Source organism: Flavonifractor porci (genome assembly GCF_037572415.1).
Lineage (GTDB): Bacteria > Bacillota > Clostridia > Oscillospirales > Oscillospiraceae > Flavonifractor > Flavonifractor porci.
Genome location: NZ_JBBHLB010000001.1, coordinates 86,546 through 110,403, shown reverse-complemented (window position 1 = coordinate 110,403; position 23,858 = coordinate 86,546). Strand labels below are relative to the sequence as shown.

General features: G+C 55.8%; 24 protein-coding genes and 2 pseudogenes. 2 read left to right on the top strand and 24 right to left on the bottom strand.

Going from position 1 to position 23,858, the window contains the following annotated elements:
- Positions 1-57: 57 nt before the first annotated feature.
- The 9 genes and pseudogenes from WHJ28_RS00550 to WHJ28_RS00510 form a co-directional block, all read right to left on the bottom strand.
- Positions 58-1,539 (bottom strand): annotated as a pseudogene (locus tag WHJ28_RS00550) (recombinase family protein); the annotation flags it as partial.
- Positions 1,536-2,036 carry a PcfB family protein gene (locus WHJ28_RS00545; protein ID WP_169319131.1) on the bottom strand — a complete coding sequence of 167 codons (501 nt, stop codon included), beginning with the start codon at positions 2,034-2,036 and terminating at the stop codon, positions 1,536-1,538. The gene WHJ28_RS00545 and the pseudogene WHJ28_RS00550, both read right to left, overlap by 4 nt.
- A gap of 101 nt (positions 2,037-2,137) precedes the next feature.
- Positions 2,138-2,449, bottom strand: coding sequence for a DUF5720 family protein (locus WHJ28_RS00540; protein WP_087307671.1), 312 nt, complete (start codon positions 2,447-2,449; stop codon positions 2,138-2,140).
- The gene (locus WHJ28_RS00535; protein ID WP_015537377.1) at positions 2,442-2,804 is read right to left on the bottom strand and encodes a DUF7768 domain-containing protein; all 363 of its coding nucleotides are present in this window, start codon (positions 2,802-2,804) and stop codon (positions 2,442-2,444) included. Before WHJ28_RS00535 ends, WHJ28_RS00540 begins: the two co-directional genes overlap by 8 nt.
- Positions 2,805-2,852: 48 nt before the next feature.
- Positions 2,853-3,746 carry a DUF6017 domain-containing protein gene (locus tag WHJ28_RS00530; RefSeq protein ID WP_169319133.1) on the bottom strand — a complete coding sequence of 298 codons (894 nt, stop codon included), beginning with the start codon at positions 3,744-3,746 and terminating at the stop codon, positions 2,853-2,855.
- Between the two features lie 69 nt (positions 3,747-3,815).
- Positions 3,816-4,013: a hypothetical protein gene (locus tag WHJ28_RS00525; RefSeq protein WP_254175640.1), complete on the bottom strand. Its 198-nt coding sequence runs from the start codon at positions 4,011-4,013 to the stop codon at positions 3,816-3,818.
- A gap of 27 nt (positions 4,014-4,040) precedes the next feature.
- Positions 4,041-4,313 carry a DUF5720 family protein gene (locus WHJ28_RS00520; protein ID WP_169319135.1) on the bottom strand — a complete coding sequence of 91 codons (273 nt, stop codon included), beginning with the start codon at positions 4,311-4,313 and terminating at the stop codon, positions 4,041-4,043.
- A gap of 12 nt (positions 4,314-4,325) precedes the next feature.
- The gene (locus WHJ28_RS00515; protein ID WP_169319137.1) at positions 4,326-5,261 is read right to left on the bottom strand and encodes a ParB/RepB/Spo0J family partition protein; all 936 of its coding nucleotides are present in this window, start codon (positions 5,259-5,261) and stop codon (positions 4,326-4,328) included.
- Positions 5,218-6,039, bottom strand: coding sequence for a ParA family protein (locus tag WHJ28_RS00510; protein ID WP_142412614.1), 822 nt, complete (start codon positions 6,037-6,039; stop codon positions 5,218-5,220). Before WHJ28_RS00510 ends, WHJ28_RS00515 begins: the two co-directional genes overlap by 44 nt.
- Before the next feature lie 302 nt (positions 6,040-6,341).
- Here WHJ28_RS00510 and WHJ28_RS00505 point away from each other — a divergent pair.
- Both WHJ28_RS00505 and WHJ28_RS00500 read left to right on the top strand, forming a co-directional pair.
- Positions 6,342-6,560: pseudogene (locus tag WHJ28_RS00505) on the top strand (tyrosine-type recombinase/integrase); the annotation flags it as partial.
- Positions 6,561-6,569: 9 nt separating this feature from the next.
- Positions 6,570-7,166, top strand: a complete 597-nt coding sequence (locus tag WHJ28_RS00500; RefSeq protein WP_340039125.1) for a helix-turn-helix domain-containing protein — start codon at positions 6,570-6,572, stop codon at positions 7,164-7,166.
- A 331-nt stretch (positions 7,167-7,497) separates the two neighbouring features.
- On the opposite strand, the gene WHJ28_RS00495 is transcribed toward WHJ28_RS00500, so the two are convergent.
- The 15 genes from WHJ28_RS00495 to WHJ28_RS00425 form a co-directional block, all read right to left on the bottom strand.
- Positions 7,498-8,514 (bottom strand): PDDEXK nuclease domain-containing protein, encoded by a 1,017-nt coding sequence (locus tag WHJ28_RS00495; RefSeq protein WP_340039124.1) that lies wholly within the window; start codon positions 8,512-8,514, stop codon positions 7,498-7,500.
- Positions 8,508-8,975, bottom strand: coding sequence for a low molecular weight protein-tyrosine-phosphatase (locus WHJ28_RS00490; RefSeq protein ID WP_209345212.1), 468 nt, complete (start codon positions 8,973-8,975; stop codon positions 8,508-8,510). Before WHJ28_RS00490 ends, WHJ28_RS00495 begins: the two co-directional genes overlap by 7 nt.
- Before the next feature lie 263 nt (positions 8,976-9,238).
- The gene (locus tag WHJ28_RS00485) at positions 9,239-9,982 is read right to left on the bottom strand and encodes a metallophosphoesterase family protein (RefSeq protein WP_209345214.1); all 744 of its coding nucleotides are present in this window, start codon (positions 9,980-9,982) and stop codon (positions 9,239-9,241) included.
- Entirely contained in the window at positions 9,979-11,631 is a 1,653-nt protein-coding gene (locus WHJ28_RS00480; RefSeq protein WP_209345216.1) for a recombinase family protein, read from the bottom strand. The genes WHJ28_RS00485 and WHJ28_RS00480 overlap by 4 nt, the downstream gene beginning before the upstream one ends.
- A complete protein-coding gene (locus tag WHJ28_RS00475; protein WP_209345218.1) occupies positions 11,628-12,500 on the bottom strand; it encodes a recombinase family protein in 873 nt (290 codons plus the stop codon). Before WHJ28_RS00475 ends, WHJ28_RS00480 begins: the two co-directional genes overlap by 4 nt.
- A complete protein-coding gene (locus tag WHJ28_RS00470; RefSeq protein WP_209345220.1) occupies positions 12,501-14,093 on the bottom strand; it encodes a recombinase family protein in 1,593 nt (530 codons plus the stop codon).
- 123 nt (positions 14,094-14,216) lie between these two features.
- Positions 14,217-14,372: a hypothetical protein gene (locus WHJ28_RS00465; RefSeq protein ID WP_209345221.1), complete on the bottom strand. Its 156-nt coding sequence runs from the start codon at positions 14,370-14,372 to the stop codon at positions 14,217-14,219.
- 187 nt (positions 14,373-14,559) lie between these two features.
- Positions 14,560-14,937 (bottom strand): type II toxin-antitoxin system PemK/MazF family toxin, encoded by a 378-nt coding sequence (locus WHJ28_RS00460; RefSeq protein WP_209345223.1) that lies wholly within the window; start codon positions 14,935-14,937, stop codon positions 14,560-14,562.
- A 523-nt stretch (positions 14,938-15,460) separates the two neighbouring features.
- Positions 15,461-15,922, bottom strand: a complete 462-nt coding sequence (locus WHJ28_RS00455; RefSeq protein ID WP_209345225.1) for a sigma factor-like helix-turn-helix DNA-binding protein — start codon at positions 15,920-15,922, stop codon at positions 15,461-15,463.
- Positions 15,923-16,638: 716 nt separating this feature from the next.
- Positions 16,639-17,046, bottom strand: coding sequence for a winged helix-turn-helix domain-containing protein (locus WHJ28_RS00450; protein WP_209345227.1), 408 nt, complete (start codon positions 17,044-17,046; stop codon positions 16,639-16,641).
- A 32-nt stretch (positions 17,047-17,078) separates the two neighbouring features.
- Entirely contained in the window at positions 17,079-18,182 is a 1,104-nt protein-coding gene (gene hflK, locus WHJ28_RS00445; protein WP_302643314.1) for an FtsH protease activity modulator HflK, read from the bottom strand.
- Between the two features lie 15 nt (positions 18,183-18,197).
- Positions 18,198-19,094, bottom strand: a complete 897-nt coding sequence (hflC, locus tag WHJ28_RS00440) for a protease modulator HflC (RefSeq protein WP_209345231.1) — start codon at positions 19,092-19,094, stop codon at positions 18,198-18,200.
- A 39-nt stretch (positions 19,095-19,133) separates the two neighbouring features.
- Complete coding sequence (gene hflK / locus WHJ28_RS00435) at positions 19,134-20,651, bottom strand: FtsH protease activity modulator HflK (RefSeq protein WP_209345233.1); 1,518 nt, start codon at positions 20,649-20,651, stop codon at positions 19,134-19,136.
- An 11-nt stretch (positions 20,652-20,662) separates the two neighbouring features.
- Positions 20,663-21,568 carry a DUF1385 domain-containing protein gene (locus WHJ28_RS00430; RefSeq protein ID WP_209345237.1) on the bottom strand — a complete coding sequence of 302 codons (906 nt, stop codon included), beginning with the start codon at positions 21,566-21,568 and terminating at the stop codon, positions 20,663-20,665.
- A complete protein-coding gene (locus tag WHJ28_RS00425) occupies positions 21,565-23,727 on the bottom strand; it encodes a peptidylprolyl isomerase (RefSeq protein WP_209345241.1) in 2,163 nt (720 codons plus the stop codon). The genes WHJ28_RS00430 and WHJ28_RS00425 overlap by 4 nt, the downstream gene beginning before the upstream one ends.
- Positions 23,728-23,858: the final 131 nt, after the last annotated feature.

Genomic DNA, 23,858 nt, shown 5'->3' with positions numbered 1-23,858 from the left:
CCTTCCCAAACAGCTTATGTTCTTCATAATGTTGCGGAAAGGGGTAAAATCATCGTCCCCTCTGGCACTATCCACGCCGTCATTGATGGCGATTAGTCGCACGCCACGCTGACGCAGGATTTCCATAATCTGACCGACTTTCAGATAGTCACGACCCATGCGGCTCATGTCCTTGATACACAGGTACTCCACATTTCCGGCTTCAACCTCTTTCATCATTGCCAAAAATCCGGGACGGTCAAAGCAAGTACCACTAATGCCATCGTCCGTGAAATGGACAATATTCGTAAACCCCTGCCGTGCGGCGAACTCCTCCAACATAGCCTTTTGATTGGAAATGGAATTGCTCTCACGCTGTTGGTCATCATCTTTGCCAAAGTCATCACGGCTCAGTCGTTCGTACAGAGCTGTTATTTTCTCGTTTTTTCTCATAACTTGCGCTCCTTTCTTCGGTTTTAGGTTGTGTGTTCTAAGAGACTTCTCAACCGCTTGATTAAGAAGTCTTTTAGAGCATACAACACCCGCAGCCAGCTTGTACTTTTTGTACTGGCGGACGGCGAAGTGGTTGGGCTTCTCCGCCTCCAGCGCGTCAAACATCAGGTCCACCGGGTTCTTGAACTCCTCGTCATCCTCCCGGACCTCCATCGCGTTGATGAACTCGATGAGGGTGGAGAAATTCTGTTCCTCCACCGGAGCCTCGTAGTGGATATACCCGATAAGGGCGCAGTACAGCAGCGTCTCCGCCTTGACCCAAAAATCGTCCCCGGCCTTGCCCTCTCCCTTGGTATTGGCGATCAGCGTCGTGACCAGCTTCAAAATGTCTTTCTCGCTGTGAATATACGAAAAAGGGTTGTAGTGCATACTTTTTTTGAAGTTGATGGTGTTGAGGACTTTGATCCGGTACGGCTCATAGATGACCTTGCCGCGCTTATCCTTCATGGGCTTGCCGTCCTTGCCCAGCTTGGGGGTGCCCCGCTGGAGCATCTTGCCGCACTCCACCAGGATGGTGCCTTTGGGGTCTGTCACCACATAGGAGCTGTGCATCTGCATCAGGTTCGGTTTCAGCCAGAAGCGGGTCTTGCCGGAACCGGAGCCACCGATCACCAGCACATTTTTGTTTCTGGCGGTCTTGGGGTCCTTGGGGCGGCTGTTCATGGTCAGGCTCTCGGTTTTCGTCAGAATCACATTGTTCTGGAACACCGGGTCGATGTAGGGCGCGATGTCCTCATGGGTTCCCCATCGGGCGGACCCGTACTCCATGCCGTGGCGATACTTCTTGGCGTTCTTGCTTCTGAGATAGACCGCCAGCCGCAGGCCAGCTCCGCAGCACAGGCCCACCAGCAGGTCCAGGGGGTGCAGGCTGGGCCACCAGCTGGCCAGCGCCACCGGCAGCGTGGAGAAGAACGAGAGCATTTTTGCCGAAGCGTCCGCACCCGCGGCCATCCGCCACGCTTCACCGAAGTTGGTGGCGAACAGCCCCATCAGGATATAGGGCAGGTTCAGCAAAAGGAGCTTCTTGATGTCCAGCTGCTTTTTCATCGTTCCAGCTCCTTCCGCTTGTTCCGGTCCACGACGGCGTGTTTCACCAGCTCTTTGAACTGGCTCAGCTTTGCCAGCACGGACGGGCGCTCGGATTTCTCCGCTTTTCTGACCTTTTTGCCGGTGTACTCGGTAAAGGCAGCGGTCAGGGCATCTGCGTCCCGGCCTTTGAAAAAGATCAGGTACTTGGGCGGGGAGCTGCTGCGGTCTTTTTTCACCGCATAGTCCACGCCGTACTTCCGGGCGATCCGATCAAACTCCTTGATGGAGGGGTCGGTGATCTCGATATTGGAAACGCCCTGGTTCTGCCCGATCAGCTGTTTCACGGTCTGCTTGCCGTGGGGAATCACGGGGGTATCCCGGCTTTTCTGCTTTTGCAGCTTCTTTTCCTTGCGGTGGGCAAGGTACTTGGTGATGGCGGCTTTCAACAGCCGCCCGGTGAACTTCGTTCCGCTGACTGCCAGCGTCAAAGTCCTGTTTTCCACTTCCTCCTGCATAGGTCATCGCCTCCTTTCCACGGATTTTGCAGGGGTGGCGCTTGATACTAAGGCGGGACCACCAGCCGCCGCAGCAGGTGTTTCAGCATGGCAGGCTCCTTTCAGCGCAGCTGGTCGGAGCGGTCATAGTACAGGTGGCCCTGGCGCACCTTGGCATGGCTGAGAATCTTGATGTGGCCCTTTTCCTGGTTCTCCAGGCTTTTCTGGTATCCGGCCTCCGTCAGAAACAGGCGGGTTCGTTCGCCTTTCCAGCCCACCGGGGAATCATAGGTCAGCACATCGAAAATAATCATGTGCCGGGTGTCCTCGGCAAACCGCTCCAAATCCATGTAATCATGGCCGTGATAGTTCTGCGCCCCGGCCTTGAGGCGCATTTCCTCCATCAGCTGGCCCACAGTCTTACGCTCAGGCATGGCGTGCGCCTCCTTTCCCGCGCCCCTGGCCCTTCACGGTCAAAATGCCGTCCAGGGTGGTGGCGGTGATCCGCAGGCGCTCGGCGGTGGCAATGTCATTCTTCACAGTCTCGTCGATACCGTGGCCGCAGACCACCAGCACATGGGACCGGCGCAGGTAGTCCCGCGCCATATCCAACCCGTCCTTGTGTTCCTGGGGGATTTCGTCCTTCAGAAAAGTAGGCAGGAACAGCACCGGGCAGATGGGCGAATACCCGGCGTCGTACACCTGGCGGCAGTAGGCCGCAGCGTTCTCGGCGTTCTCATACTGGCTGTTGCTCCAGGGAGCCGTAATGTAAGCAAGGGGTCGTTTCATGGCAAAATCCTTTCTCCCGGTGTGTCCGGGCAGCAGAAAAGCGACTGTTTACCAGCCGCCTGCGTACATATCGTGGTTGACTTGTGCGGTGTAGTGATTGCTGATCGTGGTCGGCGCATTGAACAGCACCGCAAGCAGATACTGCTTCATGTTGCGGATTTCGGTGGTATTGTTCCGCAGGCACTCCATGACAAACTCGATGTGGGAGCTGTCCAGCTTCAAAAACCGGGAGCGGACCACCTCATGGGGGAAGTCGCTGCCAGCGATCCGGGTGGTTTTCCGCTTGGCGCAGACGGTCTCCACCATCAGCTCAACAATCTCGTCCAGGTCCTCCCGGTAGGTGGTAAACTCCCGGCACAGGTGGTCATACTCGATGTTCTCCAGAATCAAATCCCGATAACTTTCCATCTCTGTGAGTGACATCGCATCCCTTCCTTTCCGTTCCGGCAGCTGTGCTGCCGCCGTCTCCCGGAAGGGAATGGAATCGGTACTTACTCCCTGGGTAATTGATTTTTGGGTATTTGATTTCTCTATATTTAATTCTGCGGGCTTTTCCGTATCCGGTTTATCCAGATACGGGTTTTCCGTATCTGGTGAAGCCGTATCCGGTACAGCCGTATCCGGCTGGGGCGTTTCCGGCTGCCGGGGCTGGGGCTGCTCATAGATGACATACTCGGTGTCGCTGATCCGGCCCTGCCGGTCACGCAGCTGGTGGCGCACGATGTAACCGGCGGTTTCCAGCTCCCGCAGCGCATTACCGATGGCGTCCACGCCCTCCTTGCAGATTTTCGCAAGGCCACGGGTGGTATAATTCCAGTCATCCGGCAGGGACAGCATCATGGAAAGCAGCCCCTTGGCCTTCAGCGACAATTCATGGTTCCGCAGGTGATGATTGCTCATTACCGTATAGTCGCGGGTTCTTTCAATCCGAAAGACCGCCATTGACTTCACTCCTTTCTGATCTCAGGGCATGAAAAAAGCCACAATCTTTCGTGAAAAAGACTGTGGCGTTCAGCTGTTCTTGGTTTTCGTGTTCTTCCGGGGCCGGTAGGGACGCTTGGGCAGCGGCGGCTGGTCGAACAACGATTCATGCCCCGAAAACGGGAGGGTCTGCAAAACCCGGTCAATGTCGGTGGATTCCATGTCATATTGGGACTGGCAGTTTTCTCGGATGGCATCCTTGATGCTCTGGACAGTACACATATTCATTCCTTTCCTTTCGTGGTAGTGGCAGGTTTACGGGTGGCGGCGCTTGCCCGGCTTGAAGTCGAGGACATGGCCCTCGATCACACGGGCATACCGCTTAATTTTGATTTCCCGGCGCTTCTGGCTTACGAGGGCGGCCTGATACCCGTCCTCGGTAAGAAACAGCCGCATTTCATCGCCGGGGCTGCCGTAGGAACAGGGACGCAGGATGGAAAACTCGATCATCCAACGGGTGTTGTCCTGAAAACGCTCCACGGCGAGAATATTGTGTCCTTTCAGCTCACGGGCTGAAATATCCCTCATAGGCGGCTCCTTTCATCGTTCCTGGTCTCTCTGGCGCTTTTTCTGCCACCCCTCCAGCAGCTTGATGATGGTCTCCTGCATCCGCTGGGGTGTGTAGCTCTTGGGAAAATACTTCCGCAGGATGTCAGCAGAAAGGGTCACTTTGTCGAGATCGCTTTTCTTTTCCTCGCCCATGATGACGCGCATCATATCGAGGGTCAAATGCCCCTCCTGGCTGTATTTCTTGAGCCGCTGGGCCTGGGAGAGAGAAGGGGTAGCCTGTTCGCTGTCCATCGCGTCCAGCAAGTCCCGCTGTTCCTCTTTTTTGAGGAAAGACAGCTCATAAGCCGGGTTGAGCGCAATTTTCTTTTCATCAACCATATCCAGCAGTTCGGGGATAAGCTCCGTCAGGCGGATATAGCGGAAAATCTGATTTTTACTCTGGCCGACCTGTTCAGCCAAAAGCTCGCTGGACTTCTTTCCAGCAGACTTGTTCCCAACTTGGGAACAAGTTAAATCCATGCGCTCACCTTGGTGCTTCATGGCCTCCAGCTTCATCTTGTAGGCAAAGGCCCTCTCGCTGGGGAGCAGGCTTTCCCGCTGCAAGTTGCTGTCCACCATGATGATGGTGGCGGCATCATCATCCAGATCCCGAACAATGACCGGCATGGTTTCTTTCTCGGCCAGCTCACTGGCCCGGTGCCGCCTGTGACCGGCCACCAGCTCATAGCCGCCCTCCGGGTCCGGGCGGGCAATCGCCGGAACCAGAACACCGTACTGCCGAACACTGTCGGCGGTCTCCATCATGGCCTCGTCATCCTTGACTTTGAAGGGGTGGTTCTTGAAAGGATGCAGCTCAGACAGCGGGATTTCCCGTACTTTTTCCAGCTTGGCATCCTGGCGGCTTTCCTCGGTGGAAAACAAGTCATCGTATGGAGCCAGCTCTACTTTTTTCGCGCTGCTTTTCAAGTTTTATCACCTCCTGGGTCAGATTTTTGTACCCCTCGGCCACCTTGCCATTGGGGTCATGGGCGAAAATGCTCTTGCCCTCGGCGCTGATCTCCTTGGCTCGGACAGAATGGGGAATCTCGGTGCCGAACACCTTGATTTTGCTGCCGTAGGTCTCCCGCAGCAGGGCAGCGATCTCTTTGGCAAAGTTGGTACGGTTGTCCACCATCGTCAGCAGGATGCCGTCGATCTGGAGCTTGGGATTGATCTGCCGCTTCACCTTGTTTACGGTCTGGAGCAGCTGTTCCAGGCCCTTGGCGGGCAGATACTCCGCCTGGACGGGGATTATGACCCTGTTGGCGGCGGCCAGGGCATTGACCGTGAGCATACCCAGGGAAGGCTGGCAGTCAATCAGGATATGGGAATACTGTCCCTTGAGCGTGTCCAGATACTGCCGCAGGATGGTCTCACGGCTCATGGCGTTCACCAGGGAGACCTCCATGCCGGAGAGCTGGATGTCGGCGGGCATCAGGTCAACGCCCTCCGGGTGGTGCAGGATACCCTCGCCGGGGCGCAGCGGCTCGTCCATCAGGATACGGCCCATCGCGTCGGACAGGGTAAAGGGCAGCTTGTCCGGCTGGGGGTGGCCCAGGCTGATGGTCAGGCTGCCTTGCGGGTCCCCGTCGATCAGCAGCACTTTCTTCCCGGCCTGTGCCAACCCAATCCCCAGGTTCGCGCAGGTGGTTGTCTTGCCAACGCCGCCTTTCTGGTTGGCAATGGCGATGATTTGCGTGTTCAATGACTTCACCTCATTTCTGATTGGTGTTGTCATGTGCCTGCACAGCAGTCCTGGAAATGACAAAAGCCGCCACTCGAAACAAGTGACGGCTTCGCCTAAATCCAATATTCTACTGTGCTTGAAATCAAAAGGCTTTGAGTTCCTTTCTGCTATTCATTTGTCGTTAATGAAACACCCCCTATAATTCGACTTATTTCAGTATGATTTTTCGGTTTGGAAAAGGATGAAAAAACCAGACTGAAAACCTCAAAACCCTTGATTCTACGGGGCTTTTCCGGTTTGTCGTAATTATACCGTAAGGGCATAGCTGCGCCAGTCTGCTGCTCAGTCAGGGCATCCCCATGAAGCAAATACAGGAGTGGCTGGGGCACTCTACCTTTGCCACCACCGCTGACATCTACTCCCATCTGGATTTCAACTCCAAGTTGGAATCGGCGGACGCCATCACCGCAGCCTTTGCTGAGGAGAAACCGGCAGAGGAGCAGGAAGAGGATGGCTTTGGCATGAGCCTATCTAGGTGAGGTGACGGAATGGACTATCGATATCTCCAGAGAGAATACCCTGAAACAATCTCCATGGATCAACTCTACCGGATCTGCCACATCAGCAAGCGGAAAGCCCGCTGGCTGTTGGAACATAGAGTAATTCCCTGTCAGGACTCCGGCAAACAGACACGGCGTTTTTCCATCCGCTTGGAGGATGTGATTTGCTTTCTGGAACAGCGGGATGCGGGACTGCTGGATGATGTCATTCCACAGGGGATCTTCTCCAGTGACAGCTCCCGCCCAGTCCGTCCGACCATTCCCTTGCTGGATGAGGCCGAGCTTTGCGCCTACCTGCTGGAGTGCTGGGAGGACTGGCCCGATATGTTGACAACCCGACAAGCATCGGAACTATGTGGGTACAGTGTGAATACTCTCAACCGCTGGTGGAACCTTGGGCAGATTCAGGGAGTGAAGTACCGAAATGAACTGCGGTACTCCAAGGAATCTCTGGCCTGCTGGCTGGCGTCCTCCAAAGGGCAGGCCATTGCCGTACCCTCCCAGCAGCATAAGGAATGGATGAAGGAGTTTCGGCCAGAGAAGTGGAATAGCGGCATGGAGCCAAACTCCATGCCGCTGTTATAGCGCAATATATAAATAAGCAGATGCTTCAAAAATCGTATGGGGATTCGAACCCCCGTCTACCTCTTCGCAAGGGAGGCGCTTTATCCAACTAAGCTAATACGGCTTGGGATAAATATATTATATCATGTTGGTATTGAGATTGCAAAAGAAAAAACTAAATTATCAAAAAAAGAAGGGCATTTCAATGCCCTTCTTTTTGTACCAATGCGTGAGAATTACTATTTTCTCCTAAAGCCTTGTACCACAATAGATTGGGCTTTTATAGATATATTATGTCAGACTTGCTGGTACAATGATAGAGCCGTGGGATAAATTCTGACTTATAATGCTGTCATTCTTTCGCCCCTTTGATCCGCTTCTGGATATCCTCCACGGACGGCAGTTGGTGCTCCAATTCTTCCGGCAGATTGCTGGTAATCTGATAGGCGCTGACACCGATGGGCTTGCTCATATCCTTCAGAGAATACTCTGCCACAAGGTCGTTTTTGCTCTTGCAGAGCAGCAAGCCGATTGAGGGATTATCCTGTTCTTTCTTCAGAATTCCATCTACCGCAGAGAGATAGAAGTTGAGCTGCCCAGCGTACTCCGGCTTGAACTCACCAGTCTTCAGTTCAATCACCACATAGCAGCGGAGATTCAGATTATAGAACAGCAAGTCAATGTAGAAATCATCTCCGCCCACATTGAGGTGGTACTGATTGCCGAGGAACGCAAAGCCGGTCCCCAGCTCCAGCAGTAGTTTCGTCACATCCTTGACCAGTGCCCGCTCAATGTCGCGCTCTACCATATCCTCTTTGAACGGAATGAAGTCGAAGATATACGGATCTTTCATTGTTTGCGTGGCGAGTTCGCTCTGCGGGGACGGAAGGCGGTTTTCGAAGTTAGACACTTTTTCTGCCAGCACCTGCCGTTGATATAGACCGCTCTCAATTTGATGAATCAGCACATTGCGGGACCACCCGTTCTCTGCGATTTTTCTCGCATACCAGAGGCGTTCTTCCATATCCGAGAGTTTGTCCAGCAGAGCAACATTGTGTCCCCACGGGATTTGTGCAACAGGCTGTTGCACAAATCCATCACCCGGATAAGCTGCCGCGAACTTTGCCATATATTTTAGGTTTCTCACAGAGTAGCCAGTGGCATCCGGAAAAGAAATCTTGATGTCGGCGGCAAGGTTTTCTATGAACTTGCTCCCCCATGTCTTGTGCGCGTTGATGACTTCACCGATGGAGTGGTAGAGGAGCAGCAATTCCCGATTGACGCTGACTGTCGCACGGTATTGCGCTGTGCGGATCTCCTGCTTGATCGATTCGACGATATTCAGATATTCGTTGGAATTCATCAACATTGTGTTTTCGCCTCCGTCAATTTATGCAGCAACCCCTGACACCCTTCCAGCACATCCCGCCATGTGGCCTCGAAATCGCCGGTGTACCACGGGTCGGCCACATCGCCGGGGCGCTCGGTGTATTCCATCAAGAGGTGCATCTTGTCCTCGAAGTCCCCGCCACAGATGCGATGCATATTGCGGAGATTGGCCTGATCCATGCCGATCAGGAGGTCGTATTCCTCGTAATCATCGTTCTGGAGCTGCCGGGCGGTCTTGCCGGAGCAGTCGATCCCATGCTCCGTCAGCTTGCGCCGTGCCGGGGGATAGACCGGATTGCCGATCTCCTCGGTGCTGGTCGCCGCGGACTCAATGTGGAACCAGGCTTCCAGCCCCGCCTTTTTCACCAGATCTTTCATCACGAATTCAGCCATTGGGCTGCGGCAGATATTGCCGTGGCAGATAAAAAGTATCCTCGTCATTTGTGCGCTCCTATATTGTTTCGGTAGGCTCAGTATAGCATACAGGCTCCGGATAGTCGAGGGGCATCTCAAATGTGCCATAAGGAGGCGCTGTTCCATTGACTCTGTTATCAATGCTTCCGCATAGGCTGTGGGCTTCTTGATATTCATGGGATCCTCCCTCCCGGCGCTGCCGCCTGCTTATAAAGAGAAGGCACGGCATCTGCCGTGTCTTCCCCTGCGTCAGAACCTTGATATCGTCTGGCAATCTCTCCGGTATATACTCAAAGCAGTTGGACGATTTGTTCCCAGAGCAGGATATGCCTATCATCGACAGCCTGGTTGTCATGATAGTGTCCGAAGAACCAATATTGAAACTCCAGCCGCTGGTCGACCATGTCCAGGAAGTCGTTCAGGCGGTCCGTCGTATAATCGGGGTTCAGCCTTCTGACGATCCTCGACGGGGCGCAGTGCGTGATCACACAGTCCGCCCGCCAGCCGATCCGTTCCAGAGTTGCCAGCGCGGTGAGATATTCCTCATCGGAGGGCAGCTCATCCGGCCACCAGCTATGTCCCAGGACGCGGAACCGCTGTCGGGTCCTTCGTTTCCACCAGTATTCCCGCTCAAAGTCCGGGGCGCTGGGATCAAGGATGCCGTCCTGAATGTCGTGGGAGGACGCGCCGCCCATGGTGAAGAAGGTCAGGCCGTCTATTTCATAAGCCTGCCCGCGCAGCAGCCGCAGGATATGGGGCCGTATCCGCTGCACCCGGCCATTTTTCCATTCCTCCACGGGGAGTCGCTTCAGCATATCAAAGTTTTCGTGGTTCCCATCCACCCACAGGGTCGTCCAGGGCTTGTCCTCCAGCCAGTTCAGCCAGTAGTTCTCCTCAGCCGAGCCATCCCATAAGCCGCCGAAGTCGCCTGAAATAATCATGTAGTCATCCCGGCTCATCTCCCGCTGCTGGGGGAAGTATTTGTTTCCAAACCGCTGGAATCCTCCATGGGTATCTCCCGTGATACAGATCATGACGCCCTGGCCCCTTTCTCATTCTCTATGCGCTGTTCGATCTCCGTCCCATCCTTAAACAGAATGAGCAGCTTGTCCCGTCCCAGCACCTTGATGCTGCTGATGAGTTGGCGTACCGTGACCTCGTCGAAATCCGTGAGGGCGGCGCTGGTCTGCTCCAGTTCGTGTTCGATCTGCTCCATGCGCCGGTCAAATTCGGCGGCGGTCTGCCCCTGGCGCTCCAGTTCCGCCTTCTTTGCCATGAGACGGGTCTTGGCCATGTTGATCTGCCGGATCTCCTCGTCGTATTCCACACAGTCCGCTCCGGCTCCCACCGCCAGCTGGAACAGCTCCAGCTGGCGCTCCTGCAAGGCCCGGATCTGGTTCTCCACAGCAGGGAGCGTCAATGGATCACTGCTGCCCGCCAGAGCCGCCTGGATGCTGTCTCTGAGCGTCTGCTTGGCCGTGCGCATCTGGAACATCTCGTTCATGGCGGAGAGGATGGCGGCGTGCAGGGCAGGCTCCTCCAGCGTGGGCGAGTCCTTACAGACCCGCCTGCCCTTTTCCAGCCGGTTCAGGCACCGCCACACATACCGCTTTTCGCCGTTGGGCATCCAGAGCCGCCTGCGGTACGGGCTGCCGCACTCCCCGCAGACCAATATCTCGTTCAGCGCGTATCTGCCGCTGTATTTGCCAAGCTCCGTCCTGGTCTTGGAAGAAGTCTTTTTCAGGCCGGCCCGCCGCGCCAGTTCCTCCTGCACCTTTTGAAATGTCTCCCGGTCAATGATGGCGGGGTGGCATTCGTGGACATAGTATTTGGGCAGCTCTCCAATGTTCTTCTTTTGCTGGTGGGTGAACAGGTCCGCCATGTAGGTCTTCTGGAGCAGGGCGTCCCCAATGTATTTTTCGTTCCGCAGCATACTCTGGATCACGCTGTCGTGCCAGGTCGTTTTGCCCCGTGCCGTTTTGACGCCGTCCGCCATCAGATCCTTGCAGATCCGGCAGGTGCTGTGGCCCATCAGATAGCGGGCAAAGATCCTGCGCACCACAGCGGCCTGCTCCTCATCAATTTCCGGCTGGCCGTCCGGACCTTTGCGGTATCCAAGGAAGCTGTCAAATTGATAGTACACCTTTCCATCCTTGAAATTCTTGCGGTGGCCCCACTTGACGCTGCCGCTGAGAGACTCGCTCTCCGCCTGGGCCTGTGAGAAGAAGAATGTCAGGATCATCTCATTGTCCATGTAGAGGGTGTTGACATTCTCTTTTTCAAAGTAGACGCCCACACCCAGCCGCTTCAGACGGCGGACATAGTTGAGGCCGTCCAGCGTGTTGCGTCCGAACCGGGAGACGGATTTGGTAATGACCAGATCGATCTTTCCCTTTTCACAGTCCCGAATCATTTGCAGGAACTCCTTGCGTTTCTTGGTGGAGGTGCCGGTCTTGCCCTCATCGGCGTACAGGCGGACCATGGTCCAGTCCTGGTTGCTGTCGATCTTCTCGGTATAGTATTCGATCTGCGCCTCATAGCTGGAGAGCTGCTCGTCCTTGTCCGTGGAGACACGGCAATAGGGAGCCACACGCAGATGCTGTTTCCGAAAGTCCCGGTTGACCATCTGCGGGTCAGCGGGGATGACTGTTATTTTCTTGGGTGTTTTTGGCGTGGTACTCATGCCGTTCTCTCCTCTCTGTCAGATGTGAAGATGGTCCCGTTGATCAGCTCCAGTTCCAACGCGCCGCCGTTTCCCAGGCGGATTGCTTTGACGGCTGTATCCATCAGTTCCTGAAGGACACCTTCATCTGCCGGTCCCGCATCCAGGCGCTTACGCAGACAATCCAGCCTGCAGCCGGGAGTGGGGTCCGGGATGGCGCTGTAGCTCTCCGCGGCGGCGGCAAAGATAAGCGCGCGGATCAGCTCGGCGCTTTCCGCGCCGCGGTTAAAGGCCAGATTCAGTTCATTCTGGATGCGGATGGCGTCCATGGACGGGCCGTCCTGCCGCCTGGTATCCGGCGGTATCAGCAGGGAGGGTTTCTCAGCCAGCGCCTGGAGCCGCTGCGTCAGGCTGTCCCGCAGGACAGGATCCTCCACACGGACGGTTTGAGCGCAGTCGGGATTTTCACACCGCCAACGGGGAACTCCGTAGGACTTGGTGTCTCGCGCCATCGCTGCTCCGCAGCGGGCGCATACGGCTTTCCTGCGGATGGGAGCTATATGATCCGGACAGGGGGTACCGGAGGCTTTACCAGCCCGCTGGAGACAAACCTTCATAAAAACCTCGCTGGTGATCAGGCGGGGATACATCCCCGTGCCGAGATATGTTTCATTTTCCAGCATCCGCTTGACCATGTGCTTATTCCAGCGGTCCGTGTGCTGGTGGTATTTGACGCCCTGGCGCTCCATTTCATTGGCGATCTGCTGGTAGGAGAGGCCGTCGAGATACATCTGGTAGATGCGCTTTACTGCGTCGGCCTCTACCGGGTGAAGACCGGCCTTTCCGTTCCGGATCATATAGCCGAAAGGGATCTTTCTCTGCCACGCCATTTACCGCACCGCCCTTTCCATCGTCTCCGCCAACTCCAGCCCGTTGTACAGGCGGAATTTGACTGTCTCCGCTGAGTAAACGGTGAGGCGCTGGATCAGGAACTCGAACAGCTCCTCGTCTACCGTTTCCCGCTGGAACGGTCTGCCGCTGTCCTCCAGATATTCCAGGATCGCTTCTGTGTTCTGGAGCTGCTGGTCCTCTCCGGATGCTTCCAGCGCCCGCCGGCGGAGCTTTTTCAACTCCTTCAGCTTGTGCGTGATCTCATCCTGCTGGGATAAGTAAAGAGCAGGATCCACATACCCTTTCGACTTCAGCCGAACCAGTACGAGATTCTGCTCTGATAAACGCGCAATCTCTTTGTCGATATCGGTGATCTTCCGGTTGGAGCGCAGCTCCAGTTCCCGAAGCTCCCGGAGCCGCTCCGCCATGGGGCGGAATATCCTGGCGGGATCCTGTGCCAGCTTGTGGTACAGGCGGAGTACCGCTGATGTGATCTCCGCCTCCGGCACCTGGGGCACGGGGCAGCGGCTTTTCTCCTGATCGTGCCGGTGGCATACCCAGTAGACCTTGCCGCGGATATCCTTCCTGCGGCACATGGAGCCGCACACCCCGCAGAAGACGCGCCTGCTGTATACAGACGGCCGGCGCTGCGCGTGGGAGAGGAATTGCTCCCTGCGCCGTGCCATCAGCTCCCGCACGCGCTGAAAGTCCTCCTGGCTGACAATGGCCGGATGGGAATCCTCCACGAAGTATTGGGGCTTCTGGCCCGTGTTCCTGATCTGACGGAAGGGGAAGGTATCGGTGGCGCAGGTCTTCTGCCAGATCATGTTCCCGGTATAGGAGATGTTGGTCAGAATGTAATGAATGGTGCTGGGATACCAGCGTTCCCGGCCATGACCCCTGACCACGCCCAGTTCGTTGAGTTCCTTTGCGATATCCTCCTTGCCCTGTCCGTCCAGATAGGCGCGGAAGATATACCGCACCACATCGGCCTCATCCCGGTCAATCTCCAGCTCCCGCTCGACCAAGCGGTAGCCGTAGGGCGGCGTGGGTGGTGTGAAGATGCCCTTCTCCATGCGGATACGGTTGCTGACGCGCATATTGCTGGAATGGTTGGTGGACTCCATCTGGGCGAAAGCCCCGTAGAGGTCCGCCGCCTGCTCCGAGGTCATCTTTGCGGTATCCAGATTCTCCTTCTCGAAGTAGATGGAAATGCCCAGCCGGAGCAACTCCCGCATGAACTGGATGTATTCCCCGGTGTTCCTCGCAAACCGGGAGACGGACTTGACCAGCAGCCGGTCAATTTTTCCGGCCCGGCAGTCATTGATCATGCGGTTGAAGTCGTCCCGTTTCTGGGCCTCCGTGCCTGTGAGCCCCTCGTCGGCATAGATGTCCACCATCTCCCAGTCCTCCTTGGAGGAGATGTATTTGGTGTAGAAGTCCACCTGGGCGATGTAGGAGTTGAGCTGATCCTCTGAGTCGCTGCTGACGCGGGCATAGGCCGCTACACGGAGCTTGGCCTGTTCCGGCGGCCGGGGATCGATGACTGTGATCCGGGGCGCCGCTTTCATGATGCTTTGTGCTTGTACCATAGTCATATTGACCTCCTTTCAGCAACGACAATACCACAGGTTTGGCAGGATAGCTATTCACCAAAGCCAATAAGAAACCGGCGGGAAACCCGCGCAAATTGACAAAGGGAACGGGACGGGATATTATCCAAGGATCAGGGTGGGGCGGAGCCTTCGGGCCAGCTCCCGGTGGGTCACTTCCGCCTCCTCCGTGGTCAGGAGCTCCCGCTCCACCAACTGCTCCAGCAGCTTCAGAGCAGAGAGAAAAGTCAGGTTATCCGATAATTCTTTTCCTGTCATACATAGCCCTCCTTGTCAGGAAGGCCGCCCACCGCGGGCCGGTGAACGGCCCATGATGATATGAAACGCCGGCCATCTCAACAGCAGATGGCCGGCGCTATGTATAACTATTTTCCGCCTGTTGGGTTATTAATTTCAGTTGGATACAGTTTGTAACCGACTGGTTTTTCAGCTTTGATGCGCTCATTCAACAGCTATCTGAGTTTCCAAGCCCAACGCTGATGCCCAGCGCCGCGTCGATCTGGCGCAGCTTTTCCGCGCCTACATTGCCCATGTACTCTCCCAGCCGGGACTTGTCCAGTGTCCGGAGCTGCTCCAGCAGAACGGTGGAGTCCCGGAACAGGCCGCAGGCGGATCCACGCAGTTGTACATGGGTAGGCAGATGCTGTCCCTTTCGCCGTGCTGTGATAGCCGCCGCGATCACCGTGGGGCTGTGGAGGTTGCCTGTATCATTCTGGATGATCACCACAGGCCGGATGCCGCCCTGTTCCGATCCGGTGACTGGCATGAGGTCAGCATAATAAATATCCCCACGCTGGATGGCGCGTTGTTTCTGTGATCTCAACCTTTTTGCCTCCTTACTTCTGAGCAAAAACGGGGGCCGCTCCAGTGCGTGCAAAAGTATGACTAACTCTTTGCTGGAATGCGGCCCCCGCCGCTTCTGAAATTTGTATCATTGGCCCTATTCGACACTACTTCCCAGGCCATGGGCAGTCAAGTGAACCGCAGCTGGCGCCGCGCTCCGGGAATCTCACCCCTCCGAGGATCTCTCCGAGCTGCCCCCATTGCTTGAGGCTGTGGCTGGGCAGGGGTACCATTGTGGGCGGACAAGGTCATTGCAAAACAGCTTGCCAGGGCTGCTTTCGTCTGGACGGGGACCGCTGGGCACCTTATTTGGCCGTCTTTGATGCGGGAAAGCCCGCACAGGTGGTCTTGGCGCGTCCGACTCATCGCTTTTCCTCTTTTGGAGGCTTGTCCGCTGATGTTATTCACTCGCTGGATATTCACTTTTCAAGCTGCACAGGGAGAAACGAAAGAACCCCCTCACTCTCTTTGCCGTTGAGCGAGGGGGTTGAGCGGAAATTTTTTTAATTTTCCATAAGTTTGTGCAATTTGACGAGTATCCGCCTTTTGCGGTCATGGATCGTCCGCTGCGGGATGCCGGTTCGCTTGGAGAGCTGACGCTCGCTCAGCCCCTCATAGAACAGGGCGTGGATCAGGGACGCCTCGTCATGCTCCAACTTCCCCATGGCGTTCCGAAGCCGCTGGAGCATATCCTTGTGGGCCAGTTCTTCTTCCAGGGAAGAATCATCAGAGGCAAACTGGATGTGTTCATCTTCACACAGCCGTTCAAAGGAATCCTCCCGGCTGGGCCGGAATATGATGCGGCCAGCTTTTTTGCTGTAGACGGGACGCTCCGTCTTGAGGTCTACCTCTATGTATTTCATCTTACGGTCGCTTTGCTTCAGCACGGCGAGTATCTCGGGCCGGCTCTCGATCCCAGGGTAGAGTTTCGAGTAGTCTGGGTGGTACTTATCATGCTTCGCCATACGGCGTTCCTCCATTCTTCTGAAATTTGAGAAAAATCAAATTTCAGAAGCGGAGGAGAGCGGCACCGTGGACGGTACCGTAAAACAGAAAAAGAGCGGCCGGTTTCGCGCTGATGCGCAAAATCGGCCGCTCTTACAGTCTGTGCATTAAGAAGTCCGCAGAGATTTAGCGGAGCACCACCAGGAGGAGGTTTATCTTTCTGCCTGGTATGGTGTTTATGCCCACTATGATGATGGTGGGGGCTTCTCCCTCTCTTTGTCTTAAAAGCGGTGTGTCTCGGCTGGGTCAGACGGCAGAACAGCTTAATGCGATCAATGGTGTCACCCAAATCGCACCTCTTTCCTTTGTCCGCTCACGCGGCCGGCACACAGGCGGCTACATCATCCCCTTTCTAAACTTGTGGCAGCCCGCTGCTGCCGCCTTGCCGATTCAGAATATTTAATTCATCCGTTGTTTGGTTCCTTCCTTCGCTTTCAGAATCAATGTTTGATAAGAGCTGCTCAACTCGAATTGAAAATAACGCTCATATACTCACAAAAAACAATCCATATTGCACCTCATTTCATGGTATTCGGGGAGATGCTGCCATAGATCCATTGTAACTGGTATATTTCCACTCCCCTTGGAATTACGATGAAATACGCTCAAAAAGGGGAAAACTTATCGACGCAAACCGACAGAAAATCCCCCGAAGCGGTTGCTCCGGGGGATCGACTTATTCTGGGGCTTCAAATTTGTATCCGCCGCCGATGACTGTGCGGATATATCCGCCTTTCGGATCATCCGGTGTCAGCTTGCGTCGGAGCTGGCTGATAATGTTGGCAACCGCTGTCCCGCAGTTTTCGCCGTCTTCCCGCCAGACCGCTTCGTAAATCTGTTCTGCGGTAAACACCCACTTTGGATGACGGGCAAGGTAGGACAGAGTGGCAAATTCCCGATGGGTCAGAAAGATTTCCCTGTCATCCCTGTAAACAATATGTTCGTTTAATCGGATCTCTATGCCGGGAAAGGACAGGACAGATTCCATAGGCTTAATCTTGATCAGAGGCTCCTCATCAATAGAAACCAGTACCGTTTCTGTGATTTTTCCGTCCACCTCACGCCGCATTATAATTTCTACCATTTGAAAGCATTCACTCCTGTGGGATCATCGGTTTATCCTTGTGAATTGGCCGTAATAGCCGCTCCGCTTATGCTGGGATCAAAGAGCTTCACATCCACGCTGCCGTCAGAGGAGTCCACGATATACAGCTTGACGGTAGGCAGGATCTTGTCCAGCGTTTCCAGCAGCAGACGGTACTTTGTGGTGTCCGCCGTGTAGATGGAGGAATTGCTCTGATACTCCTTCAGCATACTGAGGAATTTCTCGGTATCGCCGGTGGCGCGGGACACCTGCTCCTGCTTGTAGGCTTCCGCATTGGAGATCATGCGGTTGGCCTCTGCTCTGGCCTGGGGGATCAGGCTATTGTAATAGCCGTTTGCCTCGTTGATGGAGGTCTCCCGCTCGGACATGGCGTTGGTCACATCCAGAAAGGCGGAGGAGACGGGGTCGGGCGGCACCACATTCTGAATATTGAAGGCTGTGATCTGGATACCGGCATCGTAGCGGTCCAGCGCCTCCTGCGCCAACTCCATCACGCCGTTTTGGGCGGCCACCTTATCAGTGCTGAGGATATTATCCACCGGGACGCTGGCCATGAGCTGCACCAGCGCCGCCTCCACGCTGTACCGCACCAGCTGCTCACTGTTGCCATTCACATTGTAGAGGAACTTTGCCGCATTGCTCACCCGGTAGTGGACGATGGCCTGAGTGGTGATAATGTTTTCATCGGCGGTGAGCAGCTGGATCGCCTGGGGCTCGTCATCGGGCTGGTGGATATGCTCCGGCAGGGTCATTCCGATGTCCGCCCGGCGAACTTCAGAAACATTGACGGTCTGCACCTTGTCAATGGGCCAGGGCAGGCGGTAGTGCAGGCCCTCCGTCACCGTCTGATCCAGTACCGCTCCGAAACGGCGCACCACGGCCTGTTCACCGGGATTGACGACATAGATGCCGGAGAGCAGGTAGACCGCAATCACGCCGCCCAGCACGCCCAGGCCAGCCTTCTTGGGGTTGATATGCCGGAAAGCGTTTTTCAGATCATTTCGGACGGAACCTTCTTTCTTGCCGCCCTTTCCACTTCCCTGGGGTATGGCCGCAAGCCGCAGGAAAAAGCGGTTGACGGTTTCCCGCAGCTGGTCAAGAGAAAATTTCTTCATAGACTGTTCTCCTTGTTAGTTGCCGCTTCCACCGAGATACTTCAAAATCTCCGAGGTAGAAGGCAGGATCAGCGTCGTGTTGCCATCAATGGTCTTTTCGTAGGTTTCCAGAGTGCGGATGAACTCATAAAATTCCGGGTCCTTCTGGAACGCTTCGCCGTAAATGCGGATGGCCTCGGCATCGCCTTCGCCCATGATCTCCTGAACCTTCTGATAGGCTTCCGCCAAAATGAGCTGCTGCTCCTTTTCTGCGTTCGCACGGATGTTAGAGGCTTCCTCGCTGCCCTCGGAGCGGTAACGCTGCGCCATCTGCTCACGCTCGGCGCTCATACGGTCGTAAACGCTCTGCTTGTTAGCCTCCGGGAAGTTGAGGACCCGGATCTGGGCGTCCACCACCTCAATGCCGTACTCCGCAGCCCGCTCCTTGGCATAGGCCACGGTATCAGCGATCATGGTGTCCAGCTCCAGTTTCTCCGCATCTGTATTGACCAACTGCTCCAGCTTATACTGGCCCAACTGGACGCTCAGGCTGGAGGAGAACACATCCAGCAGTCGGGCCTCGGCGCCGATATTGTCCCGCACCGTCTGCAAAAAGAGAATGGGGTCTACGATCTTCCATGTGCCATAGTAGTCCAGAGAGACATTCAGCCGATCCAGGGTCAGCAGCTCGATGGACGAGGTCTGATAGACCTGCACCCGCTTATCCAGCCGCTGGACGGACTGAATGGGATCGGGAAGCTTTATCTTCAAGCCGGCATCCTCCACCACCCGGACAGGCTGTCCAAACTGGGTGACCACCGCATATTCCGTGCTGTCCACCTGATAGATCACGAGAGTCAGAAGCAACAGAATGATCGCCGCTCCGATACCAAAGAGAACCGTCTTCTTGGGTGCGCCTTTTGCCTTTGTCATAAAATCATTCCTCCAAATGATGAAATTGTTCGATGGTGCTTATTTGGAACCGTTGCCCAGCCAGAGTTCCGCATTGTCGACGGAGACATTGCCGCCCAGCAGGAGCTTCTGCACATTGGGCAGGACTTCCTCCATGGCCTCCATATAGAGCCGGAACCGGGTCACACGGGGATAGGAGGCGTAGGCTTCCTGCCGCTGGGAGAAGAGGTCGGCATCACCCTGGGCGGTCTTGATGGTTTCCTCCCGGTAGCCCTCGGCCTCAGCGACCTGCTGGTAGGCGTCGGCCCGCGCCTGGGGGACGATGGTGTTTTGATAGGCTGTGGCTTCGTTGATGTAGATGACGCTGTCCTGCCGGGCGGTGGCCAGATCCTCAAAGCTGGAAAGCACAGCCTCCGGCGGAGCGGCCTCCACAAGCTGGACGCTTACAATCTCCAAGCCAGTCCCGTTCCTGTCCATCGTCTCCTGCAGCGCCTGTTGGACGCTCGATTCGATCTCCGGCTTGCCGTCTGTCAAGGTATAGTCGATGGTGTTCTCTCCCACGATCTGCCGGATACTGGTGGTGGCGCTGGACTGCAGCAGGGCTTCGGAGTTGCTGACATTCAGCAGATAGTCCGCACTGTTTTCTATCTTGTAATGGACAGACAGGTTCACATTGACCAAGTTGGTATCCCCGGTCAGCAGCTCCTGCACGCCAGTCTCTACCTGGCTCACATTCTCCGCCTTCACCAGCGTCACCGTTTCGATGGGTGCGGGGAGCTTATAGTGGATGCCTGGTGTAACGGCGTCATTGACCACGCTTCCGAAACGGCGGACAATGCCGCTCTCGTCCATCTGCACCACATAGATGCCGGAGAGCAGCCAGGCGCACGCCAGTACGCCGCCTATCCCGGCATAGAGCTTTTTGCCTCCGGGGAGTCCATGATGGTGGTGGCCGTGTTCGGCGCCGGTGTCCTCCTCCGGATGGAGCAGCAGATGGAGGTTGGAAGATAGGATCTCATAACCTGCGATCATCAGCAGCACCATGGCGATAATGGCGGCGATTTTGTCCAGGCTCGGCATCCCGAACAGGGAGCCCAGCAGACCTACCAGCACCGCCACGGAACAGTACATATCCATTTTTGAGTGATAGCCGTCCGCAATCAGGCTCTGGGAGCCGGTCTGCTGGCCTACATAGATTTTATAGCGGGCCATGAAGTAGTTGATTCCGATGCCCAGAAAAGCGCCCGCTGCCGCAAAGGGAACATAGCGCAGCTCCGTTGTCTCGCCGCTCAGTGCGTCGGACAGGATCTCCAGTCCCATGTAGAAAATGAATACGGCAACAAAGATCGCCAGGATATGCTCCACCTTTTTGCTGGCCAGCCGCAGTTTTTCCGCACCGTACCGGGCTATCATCAGGCCGATGAACACCACGCTGGTCACGAAGGCGTCGGTCATGGAGTGCCATGCGTTGGCGGCCAGTCCAACACTCCCGGACAGATCAGCCAGGAAAAAGCGCAGAGCGATCAAAATCACATTGGCAATGATCGTAATGAGCAGAGTTTTTTCTTTTCGTCCCATATGGGCCTCCTTCATTGATTTTCAAGCGAATTGCGCAAAGCCGTAATCGCCACCTCCAGCTGTTCCAGCGAAGGCTCTCTGGTGGTGATGTGCTGCAGCCACAGCCCCGGCGCAGTCAATATACGCAGCAGGAGATTGCCGGGATGTCTCCCGGAGAATCGGATGATCTCATAGCCGACACCGGAAATCACAGGGAAAAAGAGCAGTTTCGTCAGTACCCGCTCCCAAACACTGTTCCATGAAAAGATTGGGAGCGAGTAAAACAGGATACCGACAAAGATCATCATAAACAGAAAGCTGGTGCCGCAGCGGGGATGGAACCGGGTATGCCGGGCGGCGTTTTCCGGCGTCAATGGCTCTCCCGCCTCGTAGCAGGCCACCGATTTGTGTTCCGCCCCATGGTATTCAAATGTCCGGCGCATATCGGGCATCAGAGAGGTCAGGAGCAGATAGGTCAGCAGGACGCATATCCGAACCAGTCCCTCCACGATGTTTTTCAGCCAAACGCTGTCCAAAGGCAGCAACCGGCCTCCCAGCTTGACGACCGATGCGGGCAAAAGCATAAAAAGCCCCACGCTCAGCACAACGGCAAATATCCAGACAGCGGCAGTGAACAGCCGTTCCGATACGTGAGAAGCTGTTTGCTCCGGCTCCGGGTCGGTCAATACAACTGAAATGGAAAGGACGCGCTGGCCCAAGGCAAGCATTTGACAAAAGTTGATAAAGCCCCGGATGAGCGGAAGTCCTAAAATGGGGTGCCGCTTTCCCAACGGCTGGAACAGAACGAGCTCCGTCTGGATGCTCCCGTCCGGGCAGCGCACAGAAACTGCGCAGCGGCCCTCCGCTTTCATCATCACGCCGTCCAGTACGGCTTGACCGCCCACGGCTCCCAGCCTCGGATTTTGCGGATTGCTCACGATGCCGCCCCCTGTTCCGTCTCCTTGACCAGCCGCCGCAGGGTTTTGTCGTAGATCACCAGATTGGCCCGCTCCAGCAGGGTGTTTTGCATATCCGCCTCCAGCTGCTCATGCTGCTGGGCCTGCAAATGGGCCTTGATGGTATCGGCTACTTCCTCAAAGGTCTGCTGGCGTTCTTCGGTGCGATCCCGCACCTGAATGATATAGTAACCGCCGTCGTACTCTACAATGGGACTGGTCTCACCAGCGGCCAGCGGCTCAATGGCCTGCGCCAGCGGCTCGACCAGATCCTCCGCGTGGAAGGAACCGGAGATCTGCCCGCCGTTGGAGGCGGCGGAGGAGTCATCGGAATACTGCCGCGCAACCGCGGCAAAGTCCATGCCGCCCGTCAGAGCGTCCAGGGCGCTGTTTGCCTTGGTGCGGGCATCCTCCTTCTTCTCTCCGTTTGTTCCCTGGTCGATCCAGATCAGATTTAACTGGAAGGTAGCGGGAACGACCATGTCTGCCTGGTTTTCCTCATAGAATTGGCGGACTTCCTCCTCTGTCGGCTCGATCAACTGGTCGTCCACCTCGTCTTGATGCAGGATCTGAGCCAGATAGCGGATACGAAGTTCCTCCATGCTGTGATCCTCTCCTGTGTCGGAGCCGTCGCCGCTTTTCTCCAAAAGCAGTTCCTGTGCGATAATCTGCTCCAAAAGCTGCTGTTTCATCTCAAAGCTGGAGAACTGCCGCTGGTAGGCCGGAGACAGCTCCTGAAACTCGGTATAGAAGTCTCCCAGTGTGTAACGGCGGCTGTGGATGCTGAACAGAGTCTCGGTCTTTCGCGTCTCATATTCACGCGCCGTATTCTCCGATAACAGCGTCCATGTGATCTCTTCCTGGACTTCGGACAGGGGCCGCACTCCCGCGCTGGACAACTCCTGCAGCTCCAAAATACTCCAAGTCCCATCGCCGTTGTCAATGGGGTCACTGGTTTGACCGGCTTTCAACCGCCATAAGGCGGTTTCCTTTGCCTGCGGACCGGCCCCCTTTTCTATGGAGCCGTCAACCGCACCGCCGTTGGAGGCGGCCACACTGTCAAAGCTCTCGCCGGAGCGCAGCTTGCGGCCGGCTGCGGTGGCCTGGGATCCAGCATCATCGCCGGAAAATTTGATCTCACGGAATTTTGCGGCAGGGGCCGTTTCATAAGAGGACTGATTGGCCTGGTAGTAGGCGTCGATCTCCGCCTGTGTAGGCTGGGCCACTTTCAGCAGATCAAAGTTTACCTGCAAGCCCGCCGTTTTCTTCAGCTCATCCAGATATTCGGCAAAAAAGTCCTCGTCCTTCTGCGCTGCCAGCGTCTGCCGGATCTCGTTCTCCACCTCCGACAGCGTCTTTCCGGCGTATTCGCTCTGATTGCTGTCGTAGTATTTCTGCACCTCCCAGCTGGAAATGGACTCTGGGGAGATGTTCTCCTCATGGAGCTGGGAGACATATTGGGTGACCATGGCGTCGTTAAGCAGGTCAGACATCCCATGCCGCACATCGGAACGCTGGGTGATCCCGCTGCTCTCTGCCCAGGAAACGATCATCTGCTCCGTGGCCAGCCTGGAAACCATCTCCCGATAGCCCTCCAAGGTGTGGACGGGGTGGGCCTCGCACTCCTCGTCCGGCGTACATTTTGAATGGTCATAGCCGTGGGTGGGGCAGATGATATGCTCCCGCTCTTTGGCGTTTTCCACTGCGATAAAGGCGTTTAGTTCATCCACCGTGATGATCTTTCCATCATAGGAGGCCACCACATCGGGGCTGGGTGGTTCCGGCTCCCGCGTGAAAAGGAATCCGGTCCCCACAACGGCCACCGCCGCAACGCCAATCATGGGGAATATCCAGCGCCGCTTTTTTCTGGGGGGTGGCGGGCTTTTTTTAGGTGAGATCTCTGCGGGAACACTGCTCAGTTCATCGGGTTGTTCCGCCCGGCCCCACTCTGATTCTCTGACTTCCCGCTCCAGTTGAGTTTCTCCATCTGGAGAAACATCCTCCTCTGTTCCGTCCCGAATGTTCTCCTGCTTGCCGGCACGCTGAGATTTCGATTTGAAGCCCAGCGCCCCCAGCATATCGGACAGCGCGGAGGGCTGTTCCTCCTCCTGGGGCTGCCGAGGTCTGTTTTTTTCTTCCATATTGCTCCTCCAAATCCTGGTGGCTTTCTACCAGAAAGTTTAAGGAACAAATGTGGGGATTTTATGAGGATGAAAAATCTTCATAAAATCCCCACATTTCGCGGGTAAACTTCAAACCGTACATCCAGGAA

Coding starts and splice junctions, on each gene's coding strand:
- hflK (WP_209345233.1), bottom strand. CDS start 20,651: ATGGGACGAAAAGAAAAAACTCTGCTCATTACGATCATTGCCAATGTG.
- hflK (WP_302643314.1), bottom strand. CDS start 18,182: ATGAAGAAATTTTCTCTTGACCAGCTGCGGGAAACCGTCAACCGCTTT.
- WHJ28_RS00455 (WP_209345225.1), bottom strand. CDS start 15,922: ATGGCGAAGCATGATAAGTACCACCCAGACTACTCGAAACTCTACCCT.
- WHJ28_RS00525 (WP_254175640.1), bottom strand. CDS start 4,013: ATGAATATGTGTACTGTCCAGAGCATCAAGGATGCCATCCGAGAAAAC.
- WHJ28_RS00485 (WP_209345214.1), bottom strand. CDS start 9,982: ATGATCTGTATCACGGGAGATACCCATGGAGGATTCCAGCGGTTTGGA.
- WHJ28_RS00535 (WP_015537377.1), bottom strand. CDS start 2,804: ATGAAACGACCCCTTGCTTACATTACGGCTCCCTGGAGCAACAGCCAG.
- WHJ28_RS00495 (WP_340039124.1), bottom strand. CDS start 8,514: ATGTTGATGAATTCCAACGAATATCTGAATATCGTCGAATCGATCAAG.
- WHJ28_RS00490 (WP_209345212.1), bottom strand. CDS start 8,975: ATGACGAGGATACTTTTTATCTGCCACGGCAATATCTGCCGCAGCCCA.
- WHJ28_RS00500 (WP_340039125.1), top strand. CDS start 6,570: ATGGACTATCGATATCTCCAGAGAGAATACCCTGAAACAATCTCCATG.
- WHJ28_RS00520 (WP_169319135.1), bottom strand. CDS start 4,313: ATGAGGGATATTTCAGCCCGTGAGCTGAAAGGACACAATATTCTCGCC.
- WHJ28_RS00475 (WP_209345218.1), bottom strand. CDS start 12,500: ATGGCGTGGCAGAGAAAGATCCCTTTCGGCTATATGATCCGGAACGGA.
- WHJ28_RS00530 (WP_169319133.1), bottom strand. CDS start 3,746: ATGGCGGTCTTTCGGATTGAAAGAACCCGCGACTATACGGTAATGAGC.
- WHJ28_RS00470 (WP_209345220.1), bottom strand. CDS start 14,093: ATGGTACAAGCACAAAGCATCATGAAAGCGGCGCCCCGGATCACAGTC.
- WHJ28_RS00540 (WP_087307671.1), bottom strand. CDS start 2,449: ATGCCTGAGCGTAAGACTGTGGGCCAGCTGATGGAGGAAATGCGCCTC.
- WHJ28_RS00465 (WP_209345221.1), bottom strand. CDS start 14,372: ATGACAGGAAAAGAATTATCGGATAACCTGACTTTTCTCTCTGCTCTG.
- WHJ28_RS00545 (WP_169319131.1), bottom strand. CDS start 2,036: ATGCAGGAGGAAGTGGAAAACAGGACTTTGACGCTGGCAGTCAGCGGA.
- WHJ28_RS00480 (WP_209345216.1), bottom strand. CDS start 11,631: ATGAGTACCACGCCAAAAACACCCAAGAAAATAACAGTCATCCCCGCT.
- hflC (WP_209345231.1), bottom strand. CDS start 19,094: ATGACAAAGGCAAAAGGCGCACCCAAGAAGACGGTTCTCTTTGGTATC.
- WHJ28_RS00425 (WP_209345241.1), bottom strand. CDS start 23,727: ATGGAAGAAAAAAACAGACCTCGGCAGCCCCAGGAGGAGGAACAGCCC.
- WHJ28_RS00450 (WP_209345227.1), bottom strand. CDS start 17,046: ATGGTAGAAATTATAATGCGGCGTGAGGTGGACGGAAAAATCACAGAA.